We start from the raw sequence: 12,743 nt of genomic DNA on the forward strand, positions 1-12,743 counted from the left end.
TAATGACCACTCACCATCAAATCCCCCCTAACTAACCCAGAGCTGTTTTATTCTCACTTTTTCGGTTCGCTGAACCTCCCGAGTGGCAGTCGTTTCACGCCTGTTTTTCTATTATTAAACCCAATAATAGAAAAAAACGACGATTTGCTGACCAGAAGGGGCTTTAGATCCCTAAACCTTCAGGGGGGAAATTTTAACACACAAAAACACTTAGAAACCATTTAATCGTAGGCTTTAAGGTATTTGTTAGAGACCCAACCATCGACTGGGTAGACGACCCAGGGCAAACGCATCTTATTTTTGTGCATGCTGGCGGGGCGAGGATTTAAGAGATCGAGTCCTGTTTTTAATCAATTGATGAAATCCTTACTGGATAAGGGTTTTGGAATTTAGATGCGTTTGCCCTAGGGTAGGCTATTGCTTACCGTTTGAATCTGAACCCACATTCTTCACTTCGTGAGGAATGTGGGATATATTTTTTTTGGAGATTAACTACTAATTGATGGATAGCTCCATATTTTACGATGTTTTGATCAACACAAATGGTATAGCTTAGAGGTTGTCTGAGAAGTCTCATTTGCTACATCCAAGCCCCCGTTGGTCCCCCAAGCGAGCAATCCCTCGCTTGGGGGACTTTTACCAGCCAATGATTCTTGTTCCCCCCAGAATTGGGGGGCTAGGGGGGCAAAATTCAGTATCAAAAAACTTTTCAGATATCCTCTTAATTGAGGAGAAGACATTCCTACTCCCTACTCCCTACTCCCTACTCCCTGCTACCTGCTCCCTAAAACCTAGAACTTTGGACTTCACTAAATATAAAAATGCGATCAGGTACAATACATTCACAACAATTAGTAAACTTTTACCTATCCAAGACTCAATCATAGAGAAACTAACAATTGTTGCTACTAGCACCAATAATTTTTCCAATGTGGATACGGTATGACCATGATGCTTGGGGTCCCAGTAGGAGAAAGGACTAATAAAACGATAGTTACTAAGGGGAAAAAAGTGCCGGTGAGCATCATCGTTGTGAACTGGTAAATCTAGTAAAGAGTGCAGTATCATACTCCAACATAGAATTTCCCAAAGTTGCCATCCCCAGTAATGGCTGATAATCACTCCACACAGGGCTAGGGGAAGAGAATGAAAGGTAGCAACAAGGTTTTGCCAAAAGGGTAATTCGTAGGTTTGTGACCAAATTTGGTACTCTGGTTGACGACGAATCAATTTTGCCCAGATATAAAGTATAAATATGGGGGCATCGGGTAAGATAGCACCAATTGTAATCGGTAAAGCTGCCTGAAGCTGAGTCTGTTGATTCAAAACAGCAAGGTTAATAATGGCGTGGCTAGGAGTATTCAAGGGTTAGTTTATTGATGAATTTGGTTGAGCGATATTGCTTATAATTTTAAGGCAAAAGGCATGCATGCTAGAGGCAAGAGGCAAAAGGCAAAAGGCAAAAGGCATGCATGCTAGAGGCAAGAGGCAAGAGGCAAGAGGCAAAATTAAAGAGAGATTTAAGGGATGCAGCGCTATAAGGTATAATAGTCACCCATTGATGTAACTCTTTAGGTTTAGCAACTCATTCTGCCTGATAAGTCAGGGTTAATTACTGTGTTGAATTCAACGTTCAAGTCAAAACGAAATTCAAGGTTAACGTCAAAACCAAATAACCGTAAGCATTCCAACTCTCCCCTGCAGCGGCTGATGGGTTACGCTCAGCCCCATCGTTCCCTAATCGGGAAAGCGATCGCATGCTCAATCCTCAACAAAATCTTTGACCTAGCCCCTCCGGTCTTGATTGGGATCGCAGTGGATGTGGTGGTCAAACAACAAGATTCCTTGATAGCCCATCTAGGAGTAACGGATATATTTAGCCAACTGGTATTGCTGGCATTCCTGAGCTTTATTGTCTGGGGATTGGAATCCGCCTTTCAATATGCTTACGAACGATTGTGGCGGAATCTGGCTCAAACCATTCAACACGAATTGCGCCTAGATGCTTACTCTCATCTGCAATCGATGGAACTAGCGTATTTTGAAGATAGCAGTACAGGGGGATTGATGTCTATCCTAAGTGATGATATCAACCAACTAGAACGCTTTCTCGATATTGGTGCCAACGAAATTCTCCAGGTAGCCACAACCATTATTATTATCACTGCGGGCTTCTTTATCCTTGCTCCCAATGTAGCTTGGATAACTCTGATTCCTATCCCCTTTATCCTCTGGGGTTCGATGACCTTTCAACGTCTGCTTGCTCCCCGTTATGCAGCAGTTCGGGAAAAGGTAGGGTTACTCAATGGACAGTTAGCGAATAATCTAACTGGGATTACTACCATTAAAAGCTTTACGGCGGAAGAGTATGAAGCCAAGCGGATAGAGGCACAAAGTCTAGGGTATCAGTACAGTAACCAGAAAGCGATCGCATTTTCTGCAGCCTTTGTGCCTTTGATTCGGATGTTAATCCTATTTGGGTTTACCGGCATTCTGCTCTACGGTGGTAAGTCCGCAGCCGCCGGGGAATTAGCAGTAGGTACCTACAGTGTCTTAGTTTTCATGACTCAGCGCTTGCTGTGGCCATTAACTCGACTGGGTAACACCCTCGATCAGTATCAACGGGCGATGGCATCCACTACTAGGGTAATGAATCTGCTGGATACCCCAATTGCCATGCACTCTGGGGATACACCATTGCCTAGGTCCGAGGTTAAAGGGGAATTGGTATTAAATAATGTCACATTTGCCTACCGTAATCGCCCCCCTGTGGTAGAAAATCTCTGCCTCCACATTCCCGCCACCAAGACTATCGCGATAGTAGGTTCCACAGGGTCTGGTAAAAGTACCTTAGTGAAACTGTTCTTAAGACTATACGAAATCCAAGCCGGTTCGATAACTCTTGATGGGATTGACATTAGACAGCTCAAGCTCAAAGACTTACGCCATGCCATTGGTCTAGTTAGCCAGGATGTATTTTTATTCCACGGCACCGTAGAAGAGAATATCACCTATGGCACGTTTGATGCCACCTCCGAGGAAATAGTTGCTGCCGCTAAGACCGCAGAAGCCCATGAGTTTATCATGGAACTGCCCCAAGGCTATGACACCATTGTGGGAGAGCGGGGTCAGAAACTATCTGGAGGACAACAGCAACGAATTGCGATCGCACGAGCACTATTGAAAGACCCCCCAATCTTGATTCTAGATGAAGCCACCTCCGCTGTTGATAATGAAACCGAAGCCGCCATTCAGCGCTCCCTAGAAAAGATTACCCAAAATCGCACAACCATTGCGATCGCTCATCGGTTGTCCACAGTCCGCAATGCCGATTGTATTTATGTAATCGAGCAAGGCAAAATAGTAGAACAAGGACGACATGAACAATTGTTAGAGCAACAGGGAATTTATGCCATGCTGTGGCGGGTGCAGTCTGGCGTGAAGTAATAGGAGTGTGGGGAGGGTGGGGAGATGGGGAGATGGGGAGATGGGGAGATTTTTATTAGACCTCTTGCAAAAATAAATATGAAATCAAAATCTATCCCTTTTGCATGCATGGCTTGTCAACACCCACGGTTTATGAGACTTATGCAAGAGGTCTAATGACTAAAAGGTAAAAAAACAATAATTGAGATTCGGAAAGTAGATTTTTTAGATGTTTTTGATATATTGCTGGTATCATTCTCAATTGGTAGGTCGTCTTGACAAGTTATGACCTATCTTTTTTTACCATAATTCGCTATATTTAATATATATCATTAGAGTTTTCGCAGTTTATATCCATAAAAATATATCAACCATGCTAGCAAAAATAACTCGAGTAAATTGCCAGGAATTCAATGACTTATTTGTCGAAGAAATTTCCTTAGAGGATGTATCGATTGAGGAGGATACAATCAAGTTTGTCTATAGCATTGAAGACGAACCGATTCCTTGTTCGATCCGTTATGATACTGTCGATTTTACCGCTCCAATCTTCAAGTATCCAGAACGAACCTTGAGTTTTGCAGTGGTTATAGCAGCAATTTGTTCCATACGATTTGGTGCCTTACTTCCGAAGCGATTAAATTTTAAAAGGTATAGTCGATATATAGACAAGGAACTGCTAGAATTCCTTAAGTTTGTCATGTACAAACACTGGAGTCAACATCGCTATCAAGTGGGACAAATAAGTTATCATGGGCCGGAGTTTGCAGTCACTGATTCCGAACTAGGTAAAGATGCCCATTATCCCCTATGGTCGGCAGCTAAAAGCGATCGCAAAGCAGAGGTTCTATTAGCTTCTGGTTCCGGGAAAGACAGTCTGTTGTGCAGTCGAATTTTGGAAGCGGCGGGGGTTAAGTACGACATTGCAACAGGATTTCACGATATTTATGGAGACCATGAGAGCCAAGAAAAATGGTTCGACCAGGTTATGAGCTATCTCAAAGCTGGCGCTCGACATGGTGTTTACTTTCAAGATGAGTATTACCTGTGGCTCGAGAATCGGTTAAACAAAACTAATATTCCTAATAGGACAAGGGATTATTTTGGGAGGGGTCGCTTTCGTCCAGAAGCAGGTGAAGCGCTAATGTTCAATATAGCGATGATCCCAATTCAAATCCTACATGGTATTCCTATTTTAGCAGGAGGAGATGAAAAGAGTGCCGATGCTCCTAACCTAAAAGAGCCAGAATCTGGGGAATTAGTTACTCACGAGTGGCTGAAAAGTTTTACTTTTCATCAGACGATCTTCAAGCTTAGAGGACGAATGTTCGAGGGGATTAATTCAACCAGTCTGCTCAAACCTATCCACGATATCAGAATTTTTCAGCTGCTCTTTGAGCTTGACAGCAAGCTCCCTTATGCAACCAATTCCTGTAACCTACAAAAGCCTTGGTGTTGTCGGTGTGAAAAATGCTGCTACGTTTTTGCAGGCTTTTGCGCCTATGGTGATGTGGACAAAACGATTCAAGCATTTAAAAATAATCTATTCGATATGGAGGAAAACTTACCCTACTGGGAAGAATTACTTGGTCTAAAAGGGTATATTCCTTTCGAGTGTATTGGACTCCCAGAAGAAGCTCAGTGGTATTTTTACAAGCTCTATTTAAAAGGAATTAAAGGTCTGGCCATGGAGCTATTTGTCGAAAAGGTTTTAAATCCGTTAAAAGCAAAAGGGGAGCATCATGTAGAAGAATACTTTTCAGAGATAGAGCAACGGTTTTCTCAAGTCTATGAAAACCACCATACAATGCCGGAGTGGTTATGGCAAAAAATCCGGCCAGTTCTGACTTGTAAGTAGGCAACAGGCAACAGGCAACAGGGAAGAGTTTACTTTCATAACCTGGTGGTGAAAAAAATTTTTCATTGGGACTGCCTTCTGCCTTCTGCCTCCTTCCTTCTACCTTTTTGCACTAGATTAATTCCCTACTTTTTCACATTCAAAAAAATACCATCCTAACTCACCAGCTTCGACAGCAGCAGCACTTTTTCCGTAAGAAACACTCAACTCCGGATATTGCTCTCGAATTCGCTCGGACTGAAGGGCGTAAGATTTCTGCATATGTTGGCTCAAATCTGTCGCTTCCAGCACCTTAAAACCTGCCGCACTCAGGTTATCTCGATAGGATTCAGGGGTAAAAAGATTATTAACAAGTAACCGCTCGTAGAGGTGCTTGCGAGTGGATTCACTAATGTCCATGGTTGGGGTAGTTAAGTCATCAAAAACAAACCGTCCTTGGGGTTTTAAGACTCTGCTAATTTCCTTGAGTGCCAAACCTCGTTCTTCAATATGTAGGAGAGTTCCTTGACTCCAAGCATGGGTAAAGGATTCATCTGGGAAAGGCAAATCGAGGATTGATGCTTTCTCGAATGAAAGATTTAGTGAAGGATTATCCTTCGCTTTTATTTCGCAGTTGCGGATATGAGTGGCACTAAGATCGATTCCTACAACCTCACAACCCTTTTGCTGAGCGATCCAGACGGCAGCTTTACCATTTCCACAACCTACTTCCAGTACCCGTGACTGAGCAGAAATTCCACTGTGTTCTAACATATATTCATTCCAGCGATCGCAGCCACGCAGAAAGTCTTCATAGGTGTGGACTTCATCTAAGTTGTCGAAATATCCCCAATGCTTGCTGCCATCTGGGTGCCAGGAAATCCGATAGCGATCATCTGAGTTATCGTAATAGGTTTGGGTATCAGCTTCTGTAAATTTTTTTGTCATCATAACCTCCTAGTCGTTTATAGTTGGATTTTGTTAAAACTCTTAGCTGCTTAACTTTTCACAGAGGAAGAACCACCAACCTACATCACCAGCTTCGACAGCAGCAGCACTTTCCTGATAAGACCTACTTAGTTTTGGATATTGCTGTTGAATGATTGCAGATCGAATTTGATAACATTTTTGCATATGTTTACTTAAGTCCATAGTCTCTAACAGCTTGAAACCCAAGTCGGTAAGATAGTTTTTGTAGAAGTCAGGGGTAAACATATCATTAACGATCAGCCGTTCGTATAGATGTTTTTGGGTAGAAATATTGATTTTTGACACTGGTGTTACTAGGTCATCAAAAGCAAAGATTCCCCCTATTTGCAGCACACGATAGATCTCTTGGAGTGCTAGCTGGCGTTGGTGAATATGGTAGAGAGTTGCTTGACTCCAGACATGGGTAAAGGAACTTTCATCGAAAGGTAGATCCGTTGCTGATGCTTTATGAAAGGATAAGCGTAAGGATGGATTTTTCTTGGCCTTTTCTGTGGCATTGTTGATGTGAGTAGTACTTAGATCTACCCCCACTACTTCACAACCCTTCTGCTGGGCAATCCTAATAGCAGCATTACCGTTTCCACTACCTATTTCTAGAACTCGGGAGTCAGCAGTAATTTGGCTTTGAGAAAGCATATATTGATTCCAGCGTTCACAAGCCTCGGCAAAATCCTCATAAGTACAGGAGTCATCTAAGTTATCGAAATATCCCCAATGCTTGCTGCCATCTGGATGCCAAGAAATACGGTAGCGCTCGTCCGAGTTATCATAATAGGCTTCAGTATCAGCTTCTGTAAATTGGTTTGCCACCATATGATCAACACCCTCTGTATACTAGTAATTAACTCAAAACTTTGAGCGAACGAATACCTCAAGACGTTTCATGCCTTTTTCAATGGTTTCTGTATCTGTAGCGTAGGAAAGACGGATATGATCGTCAGCTCCAAAAGCAATTCCAGGAATTGCTGCCACTTGCTGTGACTCTAACAGGCCATTGCAGAATTCTTCAGATTTTATCCCTAGTTGGCTGATGTTGGGAAACAGATAAAAAGCTCCATTTGGTTTGGGACAGGTTAAACCAGGAATCCTATCAAGGCACTCTAGCATAATCTGACGACGTTGGGCAAAGGTTTGTCGCATCTGTTCCACACAGTTTTGAGAACTAGATAAAGCCGCGATCGCTCCATACTGAGAGAAGGTACATACATTAGAGGTACTGTGGCTTTGAATCTTGCTCATAGCTTGGATTACTTCTTGGGAGCCAGCCAGGTAGCCAACTCGCCACCCCCCCATGGAGTAAGCCTTGGCAAAGCCATTACTAAGTAGAGTGCGGGAAAAGATTTCCGGACTGACAGCGCCAATGCTCAAGTGTTGAGCACCATCATAGATAATATGTTCGTAAATCTCATCCGAGACTACTAGGATATCTTCTTCAACTACTACATCTGCCAAGGCTCGAATCTCTTCAGGGGTATAAACTATTCCTGTGGGATTTGAGGGGGAGTTGAGTACAAATAACCGTGTTTTAGAGCTTATTGCTTGACGAAGTTGAACAGGAGTAATTTTATAACTATTTTCCTCATGGGTTTTAACGATTATTGGTCTTCCTCCTGCCAACTTTACCATTTCCGGATAGCTAACCCAGTAGGGTGCAGGAATGATCACTTCATCTTCTGCTTCAATGAGGGCTTGCATGAGATTAAATAAAGAGTGCTTACCCCCATTCGTAACCAAGACATTTTCTGGAGAATAGCAGAGATTGTTATCAGTTTGTAACTTTTGGGCGATGGCTTCTCGCAACGCCCATTCTCCAGCTACTGTACTATAACGAGTTTTGCCTTCATCCAAAGCTTTCTTAGCAGCAGCGGTAATATGAGCTGGGGTAGGAAAATCAGGCTCACCTACACCGAAAATGCAGACATCAAGCCCCTCTGCTTTCATTGCCTTAGCTTTAGTTGTAATTGCCAATGTTAGCGAAGGACTGACTTGATTAACTCGTGCTGCTAGTTTCATTACTTATACATACTGAAGAAACTTGTTATTCTCATCAACTAGAATTTTTTTCGGTGGCTTAATTTCGTCTGTTACGTCAAAGGCTAACAAAGTAATAAGGTCCCCTGGACTAACTAAACGGGCGGAGCCGCCATTCATGCAAATTACTCCTGAATCAGCTTCTCCTTCTAGGACATAAGTTTCTAGACGGTTGCCATTAGTATTGTCCACTACTAGTACTTTTTCTCCAGGTAGCAAATCTGCCTTTTCCATCAGGGTTCGATCCACCGTAATGCTACCAACATAGTTGACGTTAGCCTCTGTTACTTGAGCCCTGTGAATTTTTGACTTTAACATAATTCGCATTGTTTTTTCCTCCTTTTAGTTATAGACAACATTTTTGTTTCAATTCTTCTAAGGTTTCCCTCGGAGAAAAACCAAAGCAAAGCTCTTCACTATAATCTGATTTGCCATCAAACCAAACGCGATTAAGCAACCTTTTGGATTCCTGGTTAAAAGCAGTACGACCATGCAATATTCTGGAATTATCCATGATAATAATTTGCTGAGGCTGCAATTTAAACTGTAACATATTTTCTGGTCGATTAAAAAAATATTTTATTGTCTTAATTATTCGTAAATCTTCTGGTTTGACTGAAATATTAACAGCATCATCCCATCTAAATCTGATGCGTATTCTACTCTCATGCTCTTCAAAAATAGGTTTAGTAGATTGTCTATTTTCTCTCTGGACTGTTATGGCATCGGGTTGAAATAAATTCAGTAATCCACAGGGATTTGTACGAGTTAGATAATCATACAGTAATCTCCCATCTCCAATAGTCGTTAAACCACCAATTGCTACAGCAACTTCGCACTGGAGGGCTACTATTTTTGGTGGATCCACAGCAAAAGAACCATCTGTATGTAACGGTAGTTCTGTTGTGGTTGTATTGACATATCCAGGACTATTTTCCAGAGGGGTTACCGGTACAATTCCCTGTTTATCTGAGTGTTCATGCTTGACAATCGAGCCAAAATATTGCGATAATTCTAATAAATTTTCCTTGTGCTGTGACGACCTTAGCTGAATAATAAAATATCCAAACTGCTTAATTAGTTTGAACATTTTTTTGACGGTAGATGCGTTTAAGTCTTTTATGCTATGAGCTTCAACTATATTGTGTTCAACATTTGATTTTGGATCGCACAATAAATACATTTTAGCTGCTTGCTCCTTATAGATTGTCATCTATCCTCTCGACAAAGGATATCACAATCTTGCCAATTTACCAAGAACGCTCTTATCACTCTTGAAAAATTACAGGACTTACGCATTTGCCCCCTAAATCCCCCAATTATGGGGGACTTTGACATCATTCCCCCCCAGAATTGGCAGGGCTGTTTCATTATAGAGCAAAAAGCTGTATAGTGAAGCAATAGCCCTAAAAATGGGCTAATTTCCCTTATATGCCATGGCTCATGGAGAAAAGCTTAATCGACGTTTCTCTTAGAAATACCTGATCATCGCAGTCCTCATGGCCTTCGTCATCCTCTGTGGCTGGTGCTTCTAATCATAATTATGGGGATGATGAGTGGTTATTGGGGTTATCGACAATTGGGTAGATTTGTAGAACGCCACCGCAGAGAATTGATTAATATACTTCAAATTCCCAATGCTCGTGTTCCTTCTTATTCAGCGATCAGAAGAGTCATGGTTAATTTAGATTACGAAAAACTCCAAATAGTGTTTAATGAATGGAGTAAACAATCCGGTGCGCTTTCCTATGGCGAATTAAATTCGCCTAGGGTCGCACCGTATAGTGTGATTCCCTCTAATGAATGGATATCCCTTGATGGTAAGAGCCTCAAAAATACTGTTATTAACTACGATCATGCCCAACAAAACTTTATCAACTGTGTTTCGGCTTTTTCCCATCAAAGAAGATTAGTATTAGGGGTAAAAATGATGGAAAATAAGCAGGAGAGCGAAATTCCCGTCGTTCGAGACTTAATTGAATTATTAGATTTAACTGGTGTAGTCTTTACTTTTAGGTGCGACCCGTGGCGAATTTAATTCGCCTACGTAAAGCGCACCTGTGATGCTCTTCATTGTCAAAAAAAACTCTGGCAGAGATCATCGATTCAGGGAATGACTATCTAGTTAAAGTCAAAAAAAATCAGCCCAAATTATATCAACAAATAGAAACGGAATCAAAGCAGCAAACACCACGACAAAAAGTGATCCATCATGAAAAAACTAGAAACCGTAATACTGTACGTCAAATAGAAGTGTTTGAGCCACCGGAAAACCTTGATCCATTATGGATAGGTGTCGGTTGTGTCATTAAAGTCTCTCGGAGTGGAACTCGTGGTAATGAACCATTCAAAAGCATTAGTTATTATATGAGTTCAAAATCTCCTCAATCTCGTCGTTTGGTCGATGGAATTAGAGAACATTGGCTGATTGAAAATTCTCTTCATTGGGTCAAAGATGTCATTTACGAGGAAGATATTAGTCCCCAAATATCAGGATTTGCTCCAAAAAACTTATCTTTGCTCAAAACCTGGGTTTTAACCCTTCTTAGAGCACATGGCTTTGATTCGATTAAGGCAGCAATCAGCGAAGCGATGCAGCGCGGTCTTGGGGGTTTCCCCCATGAGCGACTGCATCAAGACAATGAGCCATAATCTGAAATATATTCTCAGTTTTTGTACTTAAGAGTAATTATCTCCGATTATCTTCTATTTTAATGATAATGAAACAGCCCTGCCCCAGAATTGGGGGGATAGGGGGGCGAAATAAACTTCACCGCGTAAGTCCTGAATTAGAGGAAATTACGCTGTTTCAGCCGACGAAAACTCAACCTTTAAACCCAGTCTGATGGAAGAGGGATAAGTAGTCGGACCAAAGTTTTAGGCTCTGTATGAATTTTGGTAAACACACCATCAACACTTGTAGCATAAGGGAGCAGGTCAATTTTGTAAGAACACTTGAACTACAAACCCTTGAACTATACTGTTTTCCGGGCTTGAGTAGCAGTTATCAGTCGTTTTAGTACATTTGTTCTGCGAATTTGACATGCTCCCGGTGGGAAGTGTGGAGAGAGGGGGAGAAAAAGAGCGTATTTTTATGATTATTTTAGCTAATTAATATTAGTCAAAAGGGAACAGGGAATAGGGAATAGGGAACAGAGAATAGGGAACAGAGAATAGGGAACATGGAAAAAATCCTGTGTACCTCATTACTATGAGAACCGCTATATAACCTTGGCCAAAAGGCCACGCTACGCGAACAACTTTCAACCTTGGCCAAAAGGCCACGCTACGCGAACAACTTGATAACCTACCCTACACCGAACGCCAAAGGCGAACAACCTGATAACCTTCAACCTGATAACCTTCAACCTCCTAACCTTGGCCAAAAGGCCACGCTACGCGAACAACCTCCTAACCTTCAACCTCCTAACCTTGGCCAATAGGCCACGCTACGCGAACAACCTCCTAACCTTCAACCTGCTAACCTTGGCCAATAGGCCACGCTACGCGAACAACCTGATAACCTTGGCCAATAGGCCACGCTACGCGAACAACCTGATAACCTTGGCCAATAGGCCACGCTACGCGAACAACCTGCTAACCTTGGCCAATAGGCCACGCTACGCGAACAACTTTCAACCTTGGCCAATAGGCCACGCTACGCGAACAACCTGCTAACCTTCTGCTAACCTTGGCCAATAGGCCACGCTACGCGAACAACCTTCTAACCTTGGCCAATAGGCCACGCTACGCGAACAACCTCCTAACCTTGAACCTGCTAACCATAAAAAAATAGCCGTAGAAATAATTTCCACGGCTGGCTGAAATCCACACTAAGTCGATTTCACTACTTCTGTTATAAAAATCCCGAAAGCCGAAAACCCCGTGTTTTTAAACCGGGGATGAAGGCTCGCAGCGGTCTTTAGCCGCCGTAAAAAACTTTTCAAAAAAAGTACTCGACACCCCGAGTACGGACGACTATATTAAAAGAGTGAGTACAGGCTGAAAAACCGAGGCGCAACCGGGTTAGAGACCCGCCACTGCTTGACCTTAAAGTAGTAATGCTCGGAGGGTAGGGAAAGTCCTCCTTTCTTGATGCAGTCGCTCATGGGGGAAACCCCCAAGACCGCGCTGCATCGCTAAAAACCCAATCATCGACTAACAATCGGTGTGTGAACCTAGCAAAATGACACTTAAAAAAAAACGGTACGGTGGGGCACACCGGAACCGGGTGAAAAGGGAGGAAACCGACTTTTTAAGGTACTCCTAACAAGTAGCCAAACGCTTAGGGAGAATTGCCCGCTGGGTCTGTTATAAGCTGAACTGAATTCTTGGTCTTGACGGGTTTTTGGTTTAGATATTGCTTAATTTTTTGGCGGCGTCAATGATTAAGATATAGCGGTTTAAGGCAGCTCGTTGATCTAAGAATCCCCGCGTATGCGCGACCGGGGAGTGTCAA

13 protein-coding genes are annotated in these 12,743 nt (G+C 42.5%); 6 read left to right on the plus strand and 7 right to left on the minus strand.

Annotated features, from left to right (window positions below; all coding sequences use genetic code 11):
- Window positions 1-756 precede the first annotated feature (756 nt).
- Together F6J90_RS09015 and F6J90_RS09020 are read right to left on the minus strand one after the other, a co-directional pair.
- Entirely contained in the window at window positions 757-1,365 is a 609-nt protein-coding gene (locus tag F6J90_RS09015) for a hypothetical protein (RefSeq protein ID WP_293092246.1), read from the minus strand.
- A gap of 67 nt (window positions 1,366-1,432) precedes the next feature.
- Window positions 1,433-1,555, minus strand: coding sequence for a hypothetical protein (locus tag F6J90_RS09020; protein WP_293092248.1), 123 nt, complete (start codon window positions 1,553-1,555; stop codon window positions 1,433-1,435).
- Between the two features lie 155 nt (window positions 1,556-1,710).
- On the opposite strand from F6J90_RS09020, the gene F6J90_RS09025 reads away from it, so the two are divergent.
- Both F6J90_RS09025 and F6J90_RS09030 read left to right on the plus strand, forming a co-directional pair.
- Window positions 1,711-3,447 (plus strand): ABC transporter ATP-binding protein, encoded by a 1,737-nt coding sequence (locus F6J90_RS09025; RefSeq protein ID WP_293092250.1) that lies wholly within the window; start codon window positions 1,711-1,713, stop codon window positions 3,445-3,447.
- Between the two features lie 352 nt (window positions 3,448-3,799).
- Window positions 3,800-5,284: a hypothetical protein gene (locus F6J90_RS09030; protein WP_293092252.1), complete on the plus strand. Its 1,485-nt coding sequence runs from the start codon at window positions 3,800-3,802 to the stop codon at window positions 5,282-5,284.
- Between the two features lie 117 nt (window positions 5,285-5,401).
- Here F6J90_RS09030 and F6J90_RS09035 read toward each other — a convergent pair whose 3' ends face one another.
- Genes F6J90_RS09035 through F6J90_RS09055 form a run of 5 tightly spaced genes read right to left on the minus strand, consistent with a single transcriptional unit; the run spans window position 5,402 to window position 9,497 of the window.
- Complete coding sequence (locus tag F6J90_RS09035) at window positions 5,402-6,214, minus strand: class I SAM-dependent methyltransferase (protein ID WP_293092254.1); 813 nt, start codon at window positions 6,212-6,214, stop codon at window positions 5,402-5,404.
- A gap of 39 nt (window positions 6,215-6,253) precedes the next feature.
- The gene (locus F6J90_RS09040) at window positions 6,254-7,066 is read right to left on the minus strand and encodes a class I SAM-dependent methyltransferase (RefSeq protein WP_293092256.1); all 813 of its coding nucleotides are present in this window, start codon (window positions 7,064-7,066) and stop codon (window positions 6,254-6,256) included.
- 33 nt (window positions 7,067-7,099) lie between these two features.
- Window positions 7,100-8,266, minus strand: a complete 1,167-nt coding sequence (locus F6J90_RS09045) for a pyridoxal phosphate-dependent aminotransferase (RefSeq protein ID WP_293092258.1) — start codon at window positions 8,264-8,266, stop codon at window positions 7,100-7,102.
- 3 nt (window positions 8,267-8,269) lie between these two features.
- Complete coding sequence (gene panD / locus F6J90_RS09050; RefSeq protein ID WP_293092260.1) at window positions 8,270-8,611, minus strand: aspartate 1-decarboxylase; 342 nt, start codon at window positions 8,609-8,611, stop codon at window positions 8,270-8,272.
- Between the two features lie 19 nt (window positions 8,612-8,630).
- Window positions 8,631-9,497, minus strand: coding sequence for a TauD/TfdA family dioxygenase (locus tag F6J90_RS09055; protein WP_293092262.1), 867 nt, complete (start codon window positions 9,495-9,497; stop codon window positions 8,631-8,633).
- Window positions 9,498-9,761: 264 nt separating this feature from the next.
- Here F6J90_RS09055 and F6J90_RS09060 point away from each other — a divergent pair, with 264 nt between their 5' ends.
- The 4 genes from F6J90_RS09060 (at window position 9,762) to F6J90_RS09075 (ending at window position 11,962) form a co-directional block, all read left to right on the plus strand.
- Window positions 9,762-10,322, plus strand: coding sequence for an ISAs1 family transposase (locus tag F6J90_RS09060; protein WP_293094782.1), 561 nt, complete (start codon window positions 9,762-9,764; stop codon window positions 10,320-10,322).
- Between the two features lie 35 nt (window positions 10,323-10,357).
- Window positions 10,358-10,936, plus strand: a complete 579-nt coding sequence (locus tag F6J90_RS09065) for an ISAs1 family transposase (protein ID WP_293092264.1) — start codon at window positions 10,358-10,360, stop codon at window positions 10,934-10,936.
- Between the two features lie 617 nt (window positions 10,937-11,553).
- Window positions 11,554-11,727 carry a hypothetical protein gene (locus F6J90_RS09070; RefSeq protein WP_293092266.1) on the plus strand — a complete coding sequence of 58 codons (174 nt, stop codon included), beginning with the start codon at window positions 11,554-11,556 and terminating at the stop codon, window positions 11,725-11,727.
- Window positions 11,663-11,962 carry a hypothetical protein gene (locus F6J90_RS09075; RefSeq protein ID WP_293092268.1) on the plus strand — a complete coding sequence of 100 codons (300 nt, stop codon included), beginning with the start codon at window positions 11,663-11,665 and terminating at the stop codon, window positions 11,960-11,962. Before F6J90_RS09070 ends, F6J90_RS09075 begins: the two co-directional genes overlap by 65 nt.
- Window positions 11,963-12,743: the final 781 nt, after the last annotated feature.

Origin of the sequence: Moorena sp. SIOASIH, assembly GCF_010671925.1 — a bacterium.
Classification (GTDB): Bacteria; Cyanobacteriota; Cyanobacteriia; order Cyanobacteriales; family Coleofasciculaceae; genus Moorena.